At 61.3% G+C, this 18,442-nt stretch carries 15 protein-coding genes, 1 tRNA gene and 1 riboswitch; of the genes, 6 read left to right on the top strand and 10 right to left on the bottom strand.

All coding sequences use genetic code 11. The annotated features are described in order from the left end of the window. Positions 1-353, top strand: a 353-nt coding sequence (locus GEU01_RS09450) for an IS5/IS1182 family transposase (protein ID WP_019085232.1), incomplete at its 5' end; no start/stop codon positions are given. 69 nt (positions 354-422) lie between these two features. Here GEU01_RS09450 and eda read toward each other — a convergent pair. From eda to GEU01_RS09435, 3 genes are all read right to left on the bottom strand, one after another. Then, positions 423-1,037, bottom strand: coding sequence for a bifunctional 4-hydroxy-2-oxoglutarate aldolase/2-dehydro-3-deoxy-phosphogluconate aldolase (eda, locus tag GEU01_RS09445; protein ID WP_019085887.1), 615 nt, complete (start codon positions 1,035-1,037; stop codon positions 423-425). A 46-nt stretch (positions 1,038-1,083) separates the two neighbouring features. Next, positions 1,084-2,922: a phosphogluconate dehydratase gene (gene edd, locus GEU01_RS09440; RefSeq protein ID WP_010507177.1), complete on the bottom strand. Its 1,839-nt coding sequence runs from the start codon at positions 2,920-2,922 to the stop codon at positions 1,084-1,086. A 618-nt stretch (positions 2,923-3,540) separates the two neighbouring features. Beyond that, entirely contained in the window at positions 3,541-4,098 is a 558-nt protein-coding gene (locus GEU01_RS09435) for a recombinase family protein (RefSeq protein ID WP_019085886.1), read from the bottom strand. A gap of 309 nt (positions 4,099-4,407) precedes the next feature. On the opposite strand from GEU01_RS09435, the gene GEU01_RS09430 reads away from it, so the two are divergent. Next, complete coding sequence (locus tag GEU01_RS09430) at positions 4,408-4,620, top strand: hypothetical protein (protein ID WP_010513978.1); 213 nt, start codon at positions 4,408-4,410, stop codon at positions 4,618-4,620. 614 nt (positions 4,621-5,234) lie between these two features. Here GEU01_RS09430 and GEU01_RS09420 read toward each other — a convergent pair. From GEU01_RS09420 to ssb, 6 genes are all read right to left on the bottom strand, one after another. Then, positions 5,235-6,473 (bottom strand): tyrosine-type recombinase/integrase, encoded by a 1,239-nt coding sequence (locus GEU01_RS09420; protein ID WP_010513975.1) that lies wholly within the window; start codon positions 6,471-6,473, stop codon positions 5,235-5,237. Between the two features lie 110 nt (positions 6,474-6,583). Further along, positions 6,584-6,656 (bottom strand) — tRNA-Lys (locus GEU01_RS09415). A 225-nt stretch (positions 6,657-6,881) separates the two neighbouring features. Further along, positions 6,882-7,373 (bottom strand): peptidylprolyl isomerase, encoded by a 492-nt coding sequence (locus tag GEU01_RS09410; protein ID WP_010507175.1) that lies wholly within the window; start codon positions 7,371-7,373, stop codon positions 6,882-6,884. 62 nt (positions 7,374-7,435) lie between these two features. Further along, the gene (gene coaD / locus GEU01_RS09405; protein ID WP_010507173.1) at positions 7,436-7,948 is read right to left on the bottom strand and encodes a pantetheine-phosphate adenylyltransferase; all 513 of its coding nucleotides are present in this window, start codon (positions 7,946-7,948) and stop codon (positions 7,436-7,438) included. Further along, positions 7,941-10,739, bottom strand: a complete 2,799-nt coding sequence (gene gyrA, locus GEU01_RS09400; protein ID WP_019085882.1) for a DNA gyrase subunit A — start codon at positions 10,737-10,739, stop codon at positions 7,941-7,943. The genes coaD and gyrA overlap by 8 nt, the downstream gene beginning before the upstream one ends. Before the next feature lie 163 nt (positions 10,740-10,902). Beyond that, positions 10,903-11,442, bottom strand: coding sequence for a single-stranded DNA-binding protein (ssb, locus tag GEU01_RS09395; protein ID WP_010507163.1), 540 nt, complete (start codon positions 11,440-11,442; stop codon positions 10,903-10,905). A gap of 295 nt (positions 11,443-11,737) precedes the next feature. On the opposite strand from ssb, the gene uvrA reads away from it, so the two are divergent. The 3 genes from uvrA to speE all read left to right on the top strand — a co-directional run bounded on the left by uvrA (position 11,738) and on the right by speE (position 16,394). Beyond that, positions 11,738-14,776 carry an excinuclease ABC subunit UvrA gene (gene uvrA / locus GEU01_RS09390; protein ID WP_019085881.1) on the top strand — a complete coding sequence of 1,013 codons (3,039 nt, stop codon included), beginning with the start codon at positions 11,738-11,740 and terminating at the stop codon, positions 14,774-14,776. A gap of 159 nt (positions 14,777-14,935) precedes the next feature. Further along, positions 14,936-15,400 (top strand): adenosylmethionine decarboxylase, encoded by a 465-nt coding sequence (speD, locus tag GEU01_RS09385; protein WP_025437442.1) that lies wholly within the window; start codon positions 14,936-14,938, stop codon positions 15,398-15,400. A 133-nt stretch (positions 15,401-15,533) separates the two neighbouring features. Continuing rightward, positions 15,534-16,394, top strand: coding sequence for a polyamine aminopropyltransferase (speE, locus tag GEU01_RS09380; RefSeq protein ID WP_019085880.1), 861 nt, complete (start codon positions 15,534-15,536; stop codon positions 16,392-16,394). Positions 16,395-16,478: 84 nt separating this feature from the next. On the opposite strand, the gene GEU01_RS09375 is transcribed toward speE, so the two are convergent. Then, positions 16,479-16,790: an antibiotic biosynthesis monooxygenase family protein gene (locus GEU01_RS09375; RefSeq protein ID WP_019085879.1), complete on the bottom strand. Its 312-nt coding sequence runs from the start codon at positions 16,788-16,790 to the stop codon at positions 16,479-16,481. Positions 16,791-16,916: 126 nt separating this feature from the next. Next, a riboswitch (glycine riboswitch) is annotated at positions 16,917-17,004 on the top strand. Between the two features lie 259 nt (positions 17,005-17,263). Here GEU01_RS09375 and gcvT point away from each other — a divergent pair. After that, positions 17,264-18,397, top strand: coding sequence for a glycine cleavage system aminomethyltransferase GcvT (gene gcvT, locus GEU01_RS09365; protein WP_019085877.1), 1,134 nt, complete (start codon positions 17,264-17,266; stop codon positions 18,395-18,397). Positions 18,398-18,442 lie beyond the last annotated feature (45 nt).

The following is an 18,442-nucleotide window of genomic DNA, read 5'->3' as shown; positions in this document are numbered from 1 at the left end:
TGGGCAATCTGGTCCGCTTTACGCTTATCCCCGGCCAGCATTACGATACGGTCGGGGTGGCGCCTCTCCTTGAACCGGCTGATTTTGAGGGACTTCTTGCTGACAAGGCGTTCGATGTCCACTGGATCGTGGACACCATACGCGCGCAAGGGGCCCGCGTGGTCATTCCCCAGCGTCGGAACCGCCTCGACAGGCGACCCTTCGATGGAGCCCTGTTCAAGGCACGCCATCTCATCGAGAACTTCTTCTGCAAGCTCAAGGAGTTCAAGCGCATCGCCATGCGAAGCGACAAGACCGACAGATCATTCGCAGCGATGATTTATCTTACCGCCGCAATCATCAATTCGCGTTAATTCCCAACAGGCCCTGAAAAAAGGCGGCACCCGGTAAACTTTTATTTTTATCAATGAGTTATGAGGAAATCAGGCTTTCAGGGCGGCTGCCTGCTTTGCGCGCGCCGTAATCGCCGCGACATCGGGCGTGCCCGCAGGTACCAGCCATGACCCACCCACGCACAGAACGGAGGGCAGGCCCAGCCAGTCCGCTGCCGTATCGGCCTTGATGCCGCCGGTGGGGCAGAAACGCGCTTGGCCAAACGGGGCGGACAGGGCCTTCAGCGCCGGGATGCCACCCGCAGCGACGGCGGGGAAGAACTTGAAATGCGTAAGCCCCAGGTCCAGCCCGCGCATGATGTCGCTGGCATTGGCCGTGCCGGGCAGCAGCGGGACTTCGCACGCATTCGCGGCATGGGCGACATTGGCGGTCAGGCCGGGGCTGACGATAAAGCGGGCGCCCGCGTCAACCGAACTTTTCAGGTCATCGCCATTCAGCACGGTGCCAGCGCCCACCACGGCGCCTTCCACCTTGGCCATATCGGCAATGACGTCCAGCGCGCATTCGGTGCGCAGCGTTACTTCCAGCGCACGCAGGCCACCGGCCACAAGGGCCTCGGCCACCGGGCGGGCATGGGCGGGATCGTGAATGACCAGCACCGGAATAACCGGGGCAAGGGTCATGATGTCTTCAATGCGGGCCATGTCGGCTTCCCTTTTTCACAACGTTTCGCGGCGCGTGCGCCGGGGTTCAGGCGTCTTCTTGTGCCGCCATGTGGTCCATGGAGGCAAGGATGGCCGACGCCCCCTGTTCTGGCATGTCCACATTTGCGCGCATGAGCGCGAACAGTTCACGCCCCGTGCCAAACTGCGGCGCGGGCGGGCGCGACGGCGTGCGGTTTGCCAGTTCCGTGGCCGACACCAGCGTATCGATCTGACCCGTCCGCGCGCATACGCGCACCATGTCGCCATCGCGCAGCAGCGACAGCGGGCCGCCGACATAGGCTTCGGGGCCGATGTGGATGGCGGCGGGCACCTTGCCGCTTGCGCCCGACATGCGGCCATCGGTCACCAGCGCCACCTTGTGCCCACGATCCTGCAGCACCGCCAGCGTCGGCGTCAGCTTGTGCAGTTCGGGCATGCCGTTGGCGGCGGGACCCTGGAAGCGCACGACGACAACCACGTCCCGGTCCAGCTTTCCATCACGGAAGGCCGTCAGCACGTCTTCCTGATGGTCGAACACGGCGGCCGGGGCTTCGATCGTCCAGCGTTCGGGGGCGACGGAACTGGTCTTGTAAATGCCGCGGCCCAGATTGCCGTCCATGACCTTCATGCCGCCATCGGCGCGAAAGGGGTTGGCGGGCGCGCGCAGGATGGTGTCGTCGGTGGAGGGGCCAGCCTCTTCCCATGTCAGCGCATCGTCCTTCATGCAGGGTTTCCTGCGGTATTCGGCAAAGCCACCACGGGCCACGGTCATGATGTCGGGATGCAGCAGCCCGGCATCCAGCAGGGAGCCGATCAGGCTGGGCATGCCGCCCACCGCATGGAAGGCGTTCACGTCCGCCGATCCGTTGGGATAGACACGGGTCAGTTGCGGCACGACGGAGGAAAGCTGATCCAGATCGTCCCAGTCGATCACGATGCCCGCCGCCCGCGCCATGGCGGGCAGGTGAATGGCAAGGTTGGTCGATCCGCCCGTGGCCAGCAGCCCGACGGCGGCATTGACGATGGCGCGTTCATCCACGCACTGGCCCAGCGGGCGATAGTCCTCGCCGCGTGCGCCGATTTCGCTTAGCCGGTGGATGGCGGCCCGCGTCAGTTCCTGCCGCAGTTTCGTATTGGGCGGCACGAAGGAGGAACCGGGCAGGTGCAGCCCCATCACTTCCATCAGCATCTGGTTGGTGTTGGCCGTGCCATAGAACGTGCAGGTGCCCGCCGCATGATAGGAATCGGATTCCGCATCCATCAGGCGTTCCTTGTCCACCTTGCCTTCGGCGTAAAGCTGGCGGATGCGCTGCTTTTCGCTGTTGGGCAGGCCCGATGGCATTGGCCCCGACGGGATCAGGATGGTGGGCAGATGGCCAAAGCGCAGCGCGCCGATCAGCAGGCCGGGCACGATCTTGTCACAGATGCCCAGCATGGCGACGCCTTCGTACATGCCATGACTCAGCCCCACCGCCGTGGACATGGCGATCACGTCGCGGCTGAACAGGGAGATTTCCATCCCCGGCTGCCCCTGCGTCACGCCATCGCACATGGCGGGTGTTGCCCCCGCGACCTGCGCCGTGCCGCCCACTTCGCGCGCGAACAGCTTGATCTGGTCGGGATAGCGGCCATAGGGCTGATGGGCGGACAGCATGTCGTTGTATGACGTGATGATCCCGATATTCATGCCGCGCGCCGATCGCAGCCCCGTCTTGTCATCGCCCGATGCCGCGATGGCGTGCGCAAGGTTGCCGCAGGCGAGGCGGGGGCGGCTTATGCCGTTTTCACGCTCACGCGCGATCAGGTCCAGGTAGGCGCTGCGGCTACGGGCCGAACGGGAAATGACCCGTTCGGTCACGGCGGTCAGGACGGGGTGCAGGGTCATGGGCTCTCACAGACATTGATAGACCTGCCCCGAAAGCAGGGTGGGCAGGTTCGCCATCCATTGCACCGGCAACGACAGCGGGTTTAAAAGCGGCCGGAATGTGCGAATATCCTGTGACCGCACGGCGAATGGTGATTTATTTGAAAAAATAAGCGCAAATCAAGACATAAAATTATAAAAACAATCAAAAACAGATAACTTAATTATTAAATCGAACATCCATATGCCCGTGGGCGCGCATGATCGCCCCACCGCTCCCGCCCTGATGGGGCGGAGACAGGCGACGGTTTCCCCCGATGCCAGAGGGAGGATAGCCCATGAAATATTATGTTCTGGTGAACCGGGCCATGAACCCGGCCGGTTCGCATCGCGGTGCGCGAACGGGTCCGGCAACGGGTTCGAACGCCCGGAAAGGACGCGTGGCCCGAAGGGGACGGTCTGCATGGCATTGGAAAAGGGAAGACAGGAATGGTGAGCCGGGTGGGGTTCGAACCCACGACCATTCGATTAAAAGTGGAAATGGATTACGTATAATCATTTGAAAACAAACGAAAACACATATGAAAATATGCTAAATCTGCTACATTCCACAAAATAAAATGTAGATAGGCTCTACAATCACTTTTCCGTGATGCGATAAACTGTCATGCGGCTGATATCCAATTCACGGGCAATGGCTGTTGCCCCCATACCCGCCTGATGTCGTTCCATAACCTGTTTACGGATAGATTCAGCCAAGGGCTTGCGCCCTTTATAGCGGCCATCTGCCTTTGCCTTGGCGATCCCTTCCGCCTGCCTTTCCTTCATAAGATCGCGTTCAAATTCCGCCACAGCGGCAAGCATGGTTAGCATCAGTTTGCTGGTCGGATTGCGGGTATCCAATTCCTGACCTCCCATTGAAAGGATCAACAGGGCAGCGTCTTTGGCTTCAATATCTTTAACCAGAGCCAACAAATCCGCCGTCGAACGTGCCAGACGATCAGGCTTGGCAACCACCAGCACATCACCGGCCCGTAGGTTATCCATACAAGCTGTCAATTCTGGCCTACGGGCGGAGGTAGCTGATATCTGCTCCGCATACACCTTGGCACAGCCCTTGGCTTTCAGCTCCCTAACCTGACCTTCCAAACCGGCCACCTGATCCGTTGTGCTGGTCCGTGCGTAACCGATAAGCATGCGCCACCTCCGAATGTGTAACTTTAGGATTTAAGACCCTGACGAATATATGTCACATAAATCTAAAAACAACCCTAAAGTTACATAAAAGTGTCACATCCGAAAGGTAACTTTAGAGCAAGGTCTAAAGTTACAGATTGAGCCTTACCCCTTTTTAATTTGGCTTCCCCATTTGTTTTGATAAATCCATGAGCGGACGCATACCGCGTCTAACCCCAAAACTGAAGACAAATCCACCCGCACCTGTCGGGGCTTCAGCATGTTTAAAAAGGAGACTGAATGACATCAGAAGAAAAATTATTACATTTCATGTCCACACATAGCGCAATCGAATATGCGGCCATTAAAAGCGATTATGAACTGGATGAGTGGGATGGGGCCACTATCTGCTGTGGCCCCTATTCAGCGAATCTGGTGGATGAGTGCTACCAGATATGGGCCAGCAATGAGGGATTGCCCTACAACCTGTATGACTGGACACCTGAACATATCGGGAAGTTCCGCACATTCGTGATTGGATAACAAAAAGAGCCGGGGAATGAACCCGGCTCTTTTTTGAGCATTCACTTTTTAAGGTGTTACCTCTCTTAATCTGCCAAAATTTTAGCGAAAACCCTATTATATAATAGGTATTTCGCTAAATTTTTGGCAAGGCCCATCCCGTATGTTTTAGGAGTTTGGAGGTAAGGTCCTGGGTATATGAACGCTCATACCCCCCCCCTACAGGGGTCATTTTCAAAAAGGCATGCCTACCTAACGCAACAACCCCTTATTTTTTTGCGCGCGGGTTTTTTTGAAAAGTGGTTTCTTGGCAGTTATCCGGGAATGAATCGACGGGCCAAGACTAAAGCCAATCCTGCCATATGTCTGTGGCTCATGTGCCAGCCGGGGATGTCCCAGGCCATGGCTTGCCAGTGAGCAAGGGGTAGTTCTTAACCGGGTCTTCGGTAATCAGAGCCAAGGCGGTTGCTAGATATCCGCTCATGGTCCAACCGTTTTCCTTGAGGATGGCTTTAGCCTGTTCCTTGGTCTCACGCTCTATAGTGAAGCGTATGCGTGTCATCTTCATTCCAGTCCCCGACTTCAATATGAGGTTGCCCGAGGTCTCAAATCCTCACGCATGGATTCAAGAAATGTCATAGCCGGGAACCTTCGGGGCGTAGGCGATCCCGCATGGCCCCTAATGTCACATGAGAATAAAATTTTTCGATCATCTGGACGGATGTCCCGCAGTTCCTTGCCACATCATATATGTCCACCTTAGCGTTTAGCAGGTATGTGATATAGTAATGTCTGAAAGAATACGCCGTCCTCTTTGCTCCCCGGTAATCCATACGAAGATGACACTCATTGAGAAGGGCCACGACTTCCGGGTTAAAGGTCACAATGGGCTTCTGATGGACATTCCGAAAGATAAGATCAGAGGGCAGGGGTTGTTTGCCCCATAGGGTTGTCTGTGCGTTCCAGATGGACAGGAAATCAGCAATAACTCCATCAAGTGGCACAAATTCACGGGACTTGGATTTGCCATGAACCCGGATGGTCAGTTCCCCTTTTCCAATGGGAGAGGTCCGGCATTGCTCAAATCCAAGTAAGTCAGCCCAAGTTAGCTTCTGACATTCAAGGGGACGCATACCGCTTCCCCACATGATCCCCACGTATGCGAACAAGAGCATATGCGGGTAACGTTCTATCGGGGTCAGGCTTGGAGCCAACATCCTTTTGCGGAGCGTGCTGATAAGCAAATCCAGTTCGGCCTTTGAGAATCCGGGTCTGTTATGGACCTCCCCCTTTATCTTTTCGAATTTGGGGATTGTCTTGATTTGCCCGTGGTTCTGACACCAGGTCAGGAACTTCTTTAGGACCACCTGCTCACTTTTGAGCGTGGATGAACTTGGAACCTTACGGGTGGGCGGTCGTCTTATGGTTCTACCATCTCGCTGGTAGGTAATGAACTCAATGTCCTTGCCCGGTCCCTTGGTCCAATAGGATACCCGCCAATCCGTAAATTCCGTTAATGTTTTGTATGTGATTTCGGCAGGTTTCATGTCCCCGAAGAACTCAATCACATAACGGAGGGCAGATAGTTCAGGGGCTGTTAGCTTTCCCTCCTCCTTCCATTCCTCCACCAGCACGCTTACGGCCTTGTCACGGGCCTCTAAGCCCTGTTCGGCTCTCAAGAGGGCGGAGTAGTAAACTCTCGGGGCAATGGCATGGGCTTCGTGTTCATCGGGTGTCTGAAGGGATTTGCGAATCTGTCCCTGCCCCCGAATCGAAAATCGGATAAACCAATTTTGAGAATGTTTCTGGCGGAAGACAGTCCAAGGAGAACGAAGGAAAGCTCCCTTGGCTATGCTAGAACTATGCTGATCCACCCCATAACCCCTTGATTTCACATAAGCCGATTTGGCTATGCTAAGGCTATGCTAGGGCCCCTTTGCTATCAAGCAAAACGCTAACCGCTTGATAACAAAGGGGAAAATTATGAGCCGGGTGGGGCTCGAACCCACGACCATTCGATTAAAAGTCGAATGCTCTACCGACTGAGCTACCGGCTCACATCATCTGTATGAAGGGGCTGGCCATGGTCGGAAACCGTGGCGTTACACCTTGGGCAGGTCTCTAAACATCCCCGGCGGGGGTGTCAACCTGTGCGTGACCGCATAAGGCCCGCAAAAAAACAGGCCGGGACACCAGGGGCCCGCGTGAAACGGGCCACCCGTATCCCGGCCACTGACCGGACAGCCCGCATCCTGTGGGGGCCGTCCGGTCAGGCAGGATAATCAGGCTTCGGCGTCGGCCGGGCGCATCTTGATGATGCGGTCGGGATCCTGGACCATGCCGCTCTGGCCCGCGCCACGCTTGACCTTGTCAATGTGGTCCATGCCTTCGATTACCTGGCCCACGATGGTGTACTGGCCATCAAGGTGCGGGGAGGGTTCGAACATGATGAAGAACTGGCTGTTCGCGCTGTCGGGGTTCATGGTGCGGGCCATGCCGACCGTGCCGCGTTCGAACTTGGCCTTGTTGGTGAATTCGGCCTTCAGGTCCGGCAGCTTGCTGCCTGACGTGCCGGTGCCCGTCGGGTCACCGCCCTGCGCCATGAAGCCGTGGATCACGCGGTGGAAGGGCGTGTTGTCATAAAACCCTTCCGCCGACAGCGTACGGATGCGTTCGGCGGCCAGCGGGGCAAGGTCGGGACGCAGGCGGATCACCACCCGTCCTGTCTTGAGATCCATGTTGATCAGGTCGGACTTGTTTTCTGTAGCAGACATCGTGATCCGTTTCGTAAAGTGAAGGGTGGGAGGAACGGGACCAGACAGGCGGCCCCGGTCCATCAGCCACGCAGGCGGCCGAGGATGTGCCTGCGGGTAAAGGGCGGGACAAAACCGGAAATGTCCCCATCCAGCCGGGCGATTTCCTTGATCAGCCGGGAGGAGATGTACTGGTGCCCCTCCCGCGCCATCAGGAACAGTGCGTCAATGTCCGGTGCCATATGCTGGTTCATACCAAACATCTGGTTCTCGTATTCGAAATCCGCAACCGCCCGCAGCCCGCGAATGATTGCATGCGCCCCATGCGTACGCGCGGCATGCACCACCAGCCCGGTAAAACCGACCACGGTGATGGGAATGGCGCGCCCGGCATTCAGCGGTTCGATATCGGTGCGCAGGCACAAAAGCCGTTCCTCCAGCGGGAGGAGGGGATGCTTGTCCCGGTTTTCCGCAACCCCGATCACCAGCCGGTCAACCAGGGCTGCCGCACGTTCGATGATATCCATGTGCCCGCTGGTCACGGGATCGAACGTGCCGGGATAGAACCCCGTGCGGATGGTCGTGGCCTCAGTCATCCTGCCCTGCGTCGCGGGTGGGGGTGTCATCGGTGGGTTCGGTTACGTCGCCTTCACCGTCCTCGCCTTCCTCCCCGTCATCCATGACCGGGAAGACGCTGGTGACTTCTTCCGTGTCATTCAGGCGGAACAGGGTCACGCCACTGGCCTGGCGCGACATGATGCGCACCTGGTTGATGGGCAGGCGGATCAGCCGACCCGCATCGGTCACCAGCATGATGTCCGTGCCCGCCAGCACCGGCAGCGTCGCCACCACGGCATTGCCACGCTTGTTGGCGGAGAAGGTCATGTTGTTGATGCCCTGCCCGCCACGTCCGCTGACACGGTAATCATAGGCCGAGGACCGGCGGCCAAAGCCCGCGTTGCTGACGATCAGCAGCACTTCCTCCGCCGCCTCCAGTTCGGCAAAGCGTTCCGGCGTCAGGGGCAGGTCATCGGCCGGGATTTCGGCGTCATCGGCAGGCGTGACCTCATCCGCCTCCTCGCCTTCCATGGCGGCTTCGGCCCGGCGGCGGGCATTGGCCATGCGCAGGTAGGCGGCGCGTTCCTCCACCGTGGCCTCGACGTGGTTGAGCACGCACAGGCTGTTCACGCTGTCGCCTTCGGCCAGCCTGATGCCGCGTACGCCCGAACTGCCGCGCCCGGCGAACACGCGCAGCGTGTCATCGGTGATCTGGAAGCGGATGCAGCGCGCGTTGCGGGTGCCCAGGAACACGTCCTGACCCTCGCGGCAGGTGGCGACGCCGATCAGGCGGTCATCCTCATCCAGCTTCATGGCGATCAGGCCCGATGAGCGGATGTTGCGGAAATCGCTCAGCCGGTTACGCCGCACGCTGCCCGATGCGGTTGCAAAGACAAGGTGCAGGTTTTCCCACAGTTCCTCATCCTGCGGCAGCGGCAGGACGGCGGTGATCGTGTCGCTGCCAAGGTCGGGCAGCAGGTTGACCAGCGCGCGGCCCTTGGCGGTCGGGCTGGCTTCAGGCAGGCGCCAGACCTTTTCCCGATACGCTTTCCCGCCCGAGGAGAAGAACAGCACCCACTGGTGCGTATGCGCGTTGAACGAACGGACGATGATGTCATCGCCCCGCCGTCCCGCCGCCGTCCGGCCGCGTCCACCACGGTTCTGGGCGCGGAAGACATCCAGCGGAGTGCGCTTGATGAAGCCTTCGCGCGTGATGGTGACGACCATCTGTCCCGGTTCGATCAGGCTTTCATCGGTCTGGTCGCCGGCGTAATCGGCAATGTCGGTGGCGCGTGGCGTGGCCAGTTCGGCGCGGATGGTGGCCAGTTCGTTGCGCATGACCTCCATGCGGCGCGGGCGGCTGGCGATGATGTCCAGCAGGTCGTTGATCTTGACCGCCACTTCGGACAGTTCCTGCTGGATCTTGTCGCGTTCCAGCCCGGTCAGGCGCTGCAGGCGCAGTTCCAGTATGCCGCGCGCCTGTGCTTCCGTCAGGTGGACCTTGCCATCGATGATGACATTGCCCTCGTCATGGATCAGTTCCAGCAGCGGCGCGACATCGGCTGCATCCCATGCGCGCGCCATAAGGGCGGCACGGGCGGATGCCGTGTCGGGGGCGGCGCGGATCAGCGCGATCACCGCGTCGATATTGGCGACCGCGATGACAAGGCCGACCAGCAGGTGGCCACGGTCACGCGCCTTGTTCAGGTCAAAGCGCGCGCGGCGCAGGATCACGTCCTCGCGGAAGCGGATGAACGCTTCCAGCACGTCCTTCAGGCCCATGAGCCGCGGCTGGCCACCATCAAGGGCCAGCATGTTCACGCCAAACGAGGTCTGGAGCTGCGTGAAGCGGTAGAGCTGGTTCAGCACCACCTCCGGCGTCGCCTCGCGCTTGATCTCGATGACGATGCGCATGCCCGAACGGTCGCTTTCGTCACGGATGTCGGAAATGCCCTCGACCTGCTTGGTGCGCACCAGGTCGGCGATGCGTTCCTGCAGCGTGGCCTTGTTCACCTGGTACGGGATCTCGGTCACGATGATCGCGCGGCGGTCCTTGCGGATTTCCTCGATCTCGGCCTTCGCACGGATGATGACCGACCCGCGCCCCGTCTCGAACGCGCTGCGGATGCCCGCGCGGCCAAGGATGGTGCCCCCGGTGGGGAAGTCCGGGCCCGGCACGTATTCCAGAAGGTCATCCAGCGTCATGTCTGGCCGCGCGATCAGCGCCAGGGTCGCGTCAATGATTTCGCTGGGGTTGTGCGGCGGGATGTTGGTCGCCATGCCCACCGCGATGCCGGATGCGCCGTTGACCAGCAGGTTGGGGAAGGCGGCGGGCAGGATCTTGGGTTCCTGCTCGCTTTCGTCATAGTTGGGCTGGAAATCGACGGTATCGCGGTCGATGTCATCCAGCAGGAAGGACGCGGCCTTGGCCAGGCGTGCTTCGGTATAACGCATGGCGGCGGGCGAATCCCCGTCCACCGACCCGAAATTGCCCTGCCCGTCGATCAGCTTCACCCGCATCGACCACGACTGCGCCATGCGCACCATGGCGTCATAGATCGAGGAGTCGCCATGCGGGTGGTATTTACCCATCACGTCACCGACCGCGCGGGCCGATTTGCGATAGGGCTTGTCGTGGGTGAACCCGCTTTCGCGCATGGAATACAGGATGCGGCGATGCACCGGCTTCAGCCCGTCGCGCACGTCCGGCAGGGCGCGGCTGACAATGACGGACATCGCGTAGGCGAGGTAGGAGGAGCGCATTTCCTCCTCGATCGTAACCGGCAGCATGTCGGACGGGGGCAGGGGATCGTCGGGTATCTCGGTCAAGGCAGTTCCGTCATGTCAGGGTTATCCGCCCCCATGGTCGTGGTGGCCATGGGGGTGGAACGGAAGGCAAGGCTATGGCCGGGGCGCGGCCACCATGTCCCTGCGTGTGTATAGCATGTCCTGTCCCCCGGCGCGAAGCGCCACGCGGGGGATAAGTGCGGGCCTAGAAGGGGATTTCGTCGTCCAGGTCGCTGCCGCCGGCGGGCGCGTCCCAGCCGCCGCCACCGCCGCCGCCCGTGGCGGGGCGTTCGTTACGCTGGGGCTGCTGGCGCGCGGGCGCGCTGTAGCCGCCACCGCCACCGCCGCCATAGCCGCCGCCCATGTCATCGCCACCCCCGGCGTCACCGCCGCGGTTGCTGTCCAGCAGCACGAGGTCGCCACGGAAACGGTCCACCACCACCTCGGTGGTGTAGCGGTCCTGGCCGCTCTGGTCGGTCCATTTGCGGGTCTGGAGCGAACCTTCCAGATAGACCTTGCGGCCCTTGCGCAGGAAACGCTCGGCCACGTCGCCAATGCGTTCGTTGAAGATGACGACACGGTGCCATTCCGTCCGCTCGCGCCGCTCACCCGACGCGCGGTCATTCCATGTGTCGCTTGTGGCCAATGTCAGCGAGACGATCTTCGCCCCGCTCTGGCTGGTGCGGACTTCGGGGTCCTTGCCCAGGTTGCCGACCAGAATGACCTTGTTGACGCTGCCCGCCATATGCTGTCCTGCTGCAGTTCGAGTATGGGACCGGCAGCGGGCCTGCCCCCTGCCGGATGCCGCCACCGGCCGCCGGATGGCGGTCGTGGCGAATAGATGCGGCGATCCTACCGGATACGACTTTGAATTGCGAGTGCGCGAAGGAGATCGCTATCGTGCCGCAGTCTGCCCTGCGCGCATGCAGGCCCGTGCATTGCTGCCCTTGTCGTAATGGACCGTCGGGACCAGATATGGGATGGCCCAAGATGGCGGCCGGTATCCGCTTTCCCGCACGGGAACGGAACAGGGAGAGTTCATGAGCGTTTCTTCGCGTCCGGAACAGGTTCCGGCGGCACAGCATGTCAGCCCGCAATCCATCCGTGTACGCGGGGCACGGGCACATAACCTGAAAAATGTCGATATCGACATACCCCGTGACGCGCTGACGGTCATGACCGGGCTGTCGGGGTCCGGCAAGTCGTCACTGGCGTTTGACACCATCTATGCCGAAGGGCAGCGGCGGTACGTGGAAAGCCTGTCGGCCTACGCGCGGCAGTTCCTGGAACTCATGGGCAAGCCGGATGTCGATTCGATCGAGGGGCTGTCGCCCGCGATTTCCATCGAACAGAAGACGACATCGAAGAATCCCCGCTCCACCGTCGGCACAGTAACGGAAGTGCATGATTACATGCGCCTTTTGTGGGCGCGTGCGGGCGTGCCGTATTCGCCCGCCACCGGCCTGCCGATCGAGGCGCAGACGATCAGCCAGATGGTCGATCGCGTCATGGCCATGCCAGAGGGCACGCGCCTCATGCTGCTGGCCCCGGTGCTGCGCGACCGCAAGGGCGAATGCAAGAAGGAACTGGCCGAACTGCAGCGCAAGGGCTTCACCCGCGTGAAGGTGGACGGCACGCTGTACACGATTGACGAAGTGCCGGAACTCAACCGCCGCCTGCGCCATACGGTCGAAGCGGTGGTGGACCGCATCGTGGTCAAGGAAGGCATCGAAAGCCGTCTGGCCGACAGTTTCGAGACCGCACTCGGCCTGTCCGACGGTCTGGTCTATGCGGAGGAAGTGGTGAAGACCCTGCCGGAAGGCGAGGAAGCCCCGCGCACGGTGTTCTCATCGCGCTTCGCGTGTCCCGTCAGCGGCTTCACGCTGGAGGAGGTCGAACCGCGCCTGTTCTCCTTCAACGCGCCGCAGGGTGCGTGCCCGGCGTGCGATGGCATCGGGCAGGAAACATTTTTCGACCCGCGCCTGATCGTGCCCGACGAATCGCTTTCGCTGGCTGCGGGCGCCATTGCGCCCTGGCGCAACAGCCAGAGCCCCTATTACACCCAGACGCTGGCCTCCATTGCCAAACATTATGGCGTGTCGATGGACACGCCGTGGGAAGACCTGCCCGAAGGCGTGCGCGACGTGATCCTGGAGGGCGGAAAAGACCCGATCGAATTCACGTATCGCGATGACCGTCGCGCCTATAGCCTGACCAAGCCGTTCGAGGGCGTGGTCAGGAACCTGCGCCGCCGCATGGCGGAAACCGACAGCGTATGGGTGCGCGAGGAACTGTCGCGCTACCAGTCCGAAAAGCCATGCCATGTGTGTGATGGCGCACGCCTGCGGCCCGAAGCCCTGTCGGTCCGGGTGGCGGGGCTGAACATCGCGCAGGCATCGGACATGCCCATCCGCAAGGCGCTGGACTGGTTCGGCACGGTGGAGGCGACGCTGACGCCCCAGCGGGCCGAGATCGCGCACCGCATATTGCGTGAAATTCTCGATCGCCTGCGTTTTCTTGATGATGTGGGGCTGGACTACCTGACCCTGTCACGCGGATCGGCCACGCTGTCGGGCGGGGAAAGCCAGCGCATCCGGCTGGCCAGCCAGATCGGCTCGGGGCTTACGGGCGTGCTGTATGTGCTCGATGAACCGTCCATCGGGCTGCACCAGCGCGATAATGAACGCCTGCTGGGCACGCTGGACCGGCTCAAGAAACTGGGCAACACCCTGATCGTGGTCGAGCATGACGAGGACGCGATCCGCGCCGCCGACTGGCTGATCGACATGGGGCCGGGTGCTGGCGTGAATGGCGGCACGGTGGTTGCCGCCGGCACGCCGCAGGAAGTGGCCGAAAACCCCAACAGCCTGACGGGGGCGTATCTTTCGGGGCGCAAGTGCATTCCCGTGCCGGCAGAACGCCGGAAAATCGACCCGAAGCGGGAACTGGTGCTGCGTGGGGCGACGGGCAACAACCTCAAGGACGTGACGGCAAGGTTCCCGCTGGGCACCTTTACCTGTGTGACCGGGGTATCGGGTGGCGGCAAGTCCACGCTGGTGATCGACACGCTGTACAAGGCCCTGTCGCGCAGGCTTATGGGGTCAGGGCAGAATCCGGCGCCCTATACGGCCATTGACGGGCTGGACCAGCTCGACAAGATCATCGATATCGACCAGTCCCCCATCGGCCGCACGCCGCGTTCCAACCCGGCGACCTATACCGACCTGTTCGGCCCCATCCGCGACTGGTTCGCCGAACTGCCCGAAAGCAAGGCGCGGGGCTACAAGCCGGGCCGTTTCTCGTTCAACGTCAAGGGCGGGCGGTGCGAGGCCTGTCAGGGCGATGGGGTGCTGAAGATCGAGATGCACTTCCTGCCCGACGTGTTCGTCACCTGCGATACCTGCAAGGGCGCCCGCTACAACCGCGAGACGCTGGACGTAAAGTTCCGGGGCAAGTCGATTGCCGACGTGCTGGCCATGTCGGTGGATGAAGCGCTGCCCTACTTCTCCGCCGTGCCGCGCATCCGTGACCGTCTGGCCATATTGCAGAAGGTGGGGCTGGGTTATGTCGCCCTGGGCCAGCAGGCGACCACCCTTTCAGGTGGTGAGGCGCAGCGCGTCAAGCTGTCCAAGGAACTGGCGCGCCGGGCCACGGGCCGCACGCTGTACATCCTTGATGAACCCACCACCGGCCTGCATACCGAGGACGTGCGCAAGCTGCTGGAGGTGCTGCACGCACTGGTGGACCAGGGCAACACGGTCGTGGTGATCGAACATAACCTGGAGGTCATCAAGACCGCCGACTGGGTGATCGACATGGGGCCGGAGGGCGGTGATGGCGGCGGCCGGATCGTGGCCTGCGGCACGCCCGAACAGGTGGCGGCCAGCCCCGACAGCCATACGGGACGATTCCTGCGCCCGCTGCTGGAACACAGGCCGCTGGTGCCGGTTCCCGAACCGGACGGGAAGCCTGCGGGCAAGACAAAGGCACGCGGCAAAAAAGCCACAGCGGCCAAGGCGCCCGATACCGTCAAAAAGAAGGGGAAACCGGCAAAAACCGGTCGTAAATCTGTAAAATAGACGTCTATTTTCGTGGGTGCTGATGGCTGGGCGGAAAAAAACTTTGGCGGGGGTGCGAAAAACACTTGCGCCATAAGGCCCGCAGGCCCTATCAGCGCCTCTCTTGGCCCAAGGGGGCAATCTTGCCCAACAGGCTGTCTACTGGTTTGGGGGTACGTGATGAACGCACTTGCTCAACTGGGGATGGTCTCGGAACACCCGAGCGATAACCAGATCTCTTCAGCGCCGTTTTCGTCCGAGGACGACCGGAAGGATTATTTCGTCGAGAAAGACGGAATGAAGTTTGCGGGAACGCACCTTCTTGTCGATCTTTGGGATGCCCGGAATCTTGATGATCCCGAGCAGATCGACCGTACCCTGTGCGAAGCCGCCGTGACGGCCGGGGCTACGATTTTGCACAGTCACTTCCATCACTTCACGCCCAATGGCGGCGTGTCGGGCGTGGTCGTGCTGGCGGAAAGCCATATCTCGATCCACACATGGCCCGAGCGGAATTTCGCCGCCGTGGATATTTTTATGTGCGGGGCATGCGATCCGCATCTTGCGATCCCGGTCATGCAGCGCCTGTTCCAGGCCGGCCGGATCGAAGTGGATGAGCAGCGCCGCGGGCGCGTGCAGCTTTAACCGGCTGCGGTCGGGGCGGGGTTTCCTCCGTGTCCCGATGTGACTTTCACGAAAAAACGGAAGTGCCGGGCCGGATTGATTTCCGGCCCGTGCTTTTTCATGTGCATTGATTAGGACGGAAAGGGGGATCGCAATGTCCCGTGAGTGGATCAGCGAAGGCCTGTACGAAGGCTGGCGGCAGGAACTGCGTGTGGACCGGATGCTGGCGCGCAAAAAAAGCGCGTTCCAGGATATCGCCGTGTTCGAGAACGTCGATCTTGGCCGTGTGCTGATGCTTGATGGCGTGGTCCAGATCACGGAACGCGATGAATTCGTCTATCAGGAAATGCTGACCCACGTGCCGCTGCTGGAACATGGCGATGCGAAGCGCGTGCTGATCATTGGCGCGGGCGATGGCGGCGTGCTGCGCCGCGTGCTGGAACACGGCACCGTGGAAAAGGCCGTGATGGTCGAGATCGATGGCGACGTGATCGCGCTGTCCAAGGAATTCCTGCCCTCCATCGCGGGGAATGCATGGAATGACCCGCGCGCCGAGGTGATCGTGGGCGACGGAATCGAATACGTGACCAATGCGGCGGATGGGTCGTTTGATGTCATCATCGTGGACAGCACCGACCCGATCGGTGTGGGCGAAGTGCTGTTTACCGATTCGTTCTACAAACACTGCGCACGCATCCTGACGGCCAACGGCATTATCGTGAACCAGTGCGGCGTGCCGTTCATGCAGGCGGATGAACTGCGTGACACCAGCGCGCGGCGGGCACAGTTCTTTGATCATGTGTCGGCCTATGTCGCGGCGGTTCCCACCTATGTCGGCGGGTTCATGACGCTGGGTGTCGCGGCCAAGGGCAGCGTGCCGGGTCGCCAGCCGGTCGATGTGATCTGCGCGCGCGCGCAGAAGGCCGGTATCAGGGGCACGCGGTACTGGACGCCTGAAATGCACGTCGCATCCTTCACCCTGCCGCCCTATATCGCGCAGAACCTGCCGCGCTAACGCTGTGGTGCGGATGAAATGAAAAAAGGCCGGAGGGCATGTCCCCCCGGCCTTTTTTGTTTTGTTGCGGCGTCAGGCCGGTCGTCAGGACCTGGGCGCAATGCGCGCGGTCTTGCGCAGGCTGACCAGGTCCACGCCCAGTTCCTTCACGCCCACTTCGAAGACCTTGAAGTGGGGGGTGGCGAGATGGGTCTCGAACGCGTCCTCGTCATCATAGACTTCCATCAGGATGACGGTCTGCGGGTCATCCATCGGGCTTATGGCCTCAAAGCGCTGGCAGCCGCTTTCATCCGCCACGGAATGCGCGCTGTCATAGGTGCACAGTTCGAGGAAGTGGTCACGGTTTTCAGCAGGAACGCGGAATTCGGCCACGACGGTCAGCGGGCTTGTGGTCATGCGGGTGGATCCTTTTTTATATTACGGACTCAGAACGTAATGCCTGAATGCCGTGGTGTCACGGTGTCCGGAAGATGGGATGGTTTTCATGGATTGACTTGGCGCGTCCGGTCATGTCAAGTCAGCTTTGTCGACACGGGAGAGACTGGCCCCGCGCCAGCGCCGAAGGAGCAACCGCCCCGGAAACTCTCAGGCCAAAGGACCGGTCGGCCGAGAATTCTGGAAAGAGGCGCCCTGATCCGGGCACCCGCCGACGGGATAGCGATCTCAGGCACATGCGACAGAAGGGGCACTTTTGAATCCATCCGGATTCGATAGGAGTGCCTCATGTCCACGCCATCGCCCGCCCGTGTTTTTTCCCGGTCCTGGCTTCCCATTCCCCGTTCCGCTGGCGCGTATCGTGCCATGTCGCCCGCATGCCGTGCATGTGGGGGTGCCTGCGCGCATGCGGACATGCACAAGGCCCAGCCCGCATGACCCAGCCGCTGCTGCGAACCCCGCTTTATGACCTTCATCTTGAACTCGGCGCGCGGATGGTGCCATTCGCGGGCTATGACATGCCGGTGCAGTATCCTGCCGGGGTCATGGCCGAACACCTGCATACCCGGGCAAAGGCGGGGCTGTTTGATGTCTCGCACATGGGGCAGGTGCGCATCCGCCCGAAATCCGGCCAGGTCGCGGATGCCGCCCATGCGCTGGAGGCACTGGTGCCCGCCGATATCGTCGGCCTGAAACCCGGTCGCCAGCGTTATGCGGTGTTCACCACGGCGGATGGCGGCATCAGCGACGACCTGATGGTCACCAACATGGGCGACTGGCTGCTGCTGGTGGTCAATGCCGCGTGCAAGGATGCCGATTTCGCGCATGTGCGTGACGCGCTGGGGGCGACCTGTGATGTGGACATGCTGGCTGACCGCGCCCTGATCGCGGTGCAGGGGCCCGCAGCCGAGGCCGCCCTTGTTGCCCTTGACCCCAGGGCCGCCGGGATGCGCTTCATGGATGTGGCTGAGATGGAACTGGCGGGCGTGCCCTGCATCGTCTCGCGTTCCGGCTATACGGGCGAGGACGGATTTGAAATCGGCATGGCGAATGATGGTGCCCTCACCGTGGCCCGCGCCCTGCTGGCCCATCCCGATGTCGCGCCCGTGGGCCTTGGCGCGCGCGACAGCCTGCGGCTGGAAGCCGGGCTGTGCCTGTACGGTTCCGATATCGACCTGACCACGACCCCGGTTGAGGCCGCCCTTGAATGGTCCATCCAGAAAAGCCGCAAGCCCGGTGGCGCGCGGGCCGGTGGCTATCCCGGGGCGCAGGTCGTGGCCGACCAGCTGGCTGATGGCACGACGCGCCGCCGCGTGGGCCTGCGTGCGCAGGGCCGCGCGCCGGTGCGCGCAGGGGCCGAACTGTTTGCTGACGAAGCGGGCACGCAGCCCGCGGGCCGCGTGACGTCGGGCGCGTTTGGCCCCAGCGTAGGTGGTCCCGTCGCCATGGGCTACGTGGCGGCTGACCATGCCACCGTCGGCACATCGCTGTTCGCCAGCGTGCGGGGCCGGTTGCTGCCGGTGGCGGTGACGGCGCTGCCCTTCGTGGCGGCGACGTTCAAACGCTAGGTTTCCCGCTGTTTTTTCAAACATATTTCAGATCAATGGAGCATG

Origin of the sequence: Komagataeibacter europaeus LMG 18890 (genome assembly GCF_000285295.1) — a bacterium.
In the GTDB taxonomy this organism is placed as follows: Bacteria; Pseudomonadota; Alphaproteobacteria; order Acetobacterales; family Acetobacteraceae; genus Komagataeibacter; species Komagataeibacter europaeus.
Note: the sequence above shows the minus strand (reverse complement) of the source record. Positions and strands in the feature narration are given on the sequence as shown.

Excerpts from the sequence above, each read along its gene's own strand:
- GEU01_RS09435 (WP_019085886.1), bottom strand. The coding sequence starts at position 4,098 with ATGCTTATCGGTTACGCACGGACCAGCACAACGGATCAGGTGGCCGGT.
- edd (WP_010507177.1), bottom strand. The coding sequence starts at position 2,922 with ATGACCCTGCACCCCGTCCTGACCGCCGTGACCGAACGGGTCATTTCC.
- gcvT (WP_019085877.1), top strand. The coding sequence starts at position 17,264 with ATGACCCAGCCGCTGCTGCGAACCCCGCTTTATGACCTTCATCTTGAA.
- GEU01_RS09410 (WP_010507175.1), bottom strand. The coding sequence starts at position 7,373 with ATGTCTGCTACAGAAAACAAGTCCGACCTGATCAACATGGATCTCAAG.
- uvrA (WP_019085881.1), top strand. The coding sequence starts at position 11,738 with ATGAGCGTTTCTTCGCGTCCGGAACAGGTTCCGGCGGCACAGCATGTC.
- coaD (WP_010507173.1), bottom strand. The coding sequence starts at position 7,948 with ATGACTGAGGCCACGACCATCCGCACGGGGTTCTATCCCGGCACGTTC.
- GEU01_RS09430 (WP_010513978.1), top strand. The coding sequence starts at position 4,408 with ATGTCCACACATAGCGCAATCGAATATGCGGCCATTAAAAGCGATTAT.
- speE (WP_019085880.1), top strand. The coding sequence starts at position 15,534 with ATGTCCCGTGAGTGGATCAGCGAAGGCCTGTACGAAGGCTGGCGGCAG.
- speD (WP_025437442.1), top strand. The coding sequence starts at position 14,936 with ATGAACGCACTTGCTCAACTGGGGATGGTCTCGGAACACCCGAGCGAT.
- eda (WP_019085887.1), bottom strand. The coding sequence starts at position 1,037 with ATGGCCCGCATTGAAGACATCATGACCCTTGCCCCGGTTATTCCGGTG.
- ssb (WP_010507163.1), bottom strand. The coding sequence starts at position 11,442 with ATGGCGGGCAGCGTCAACAAGGTCATTCTGGTCGGCAACCTGGGCAAG.
- GEU01_RS09375 (WP_019085879.1), bottom strand. The coding sequence starts at position 16,790 with ATGACCACAAGCCCGCTGACCGTCGTGGCCGAATTCCGCGTTCCTGCT.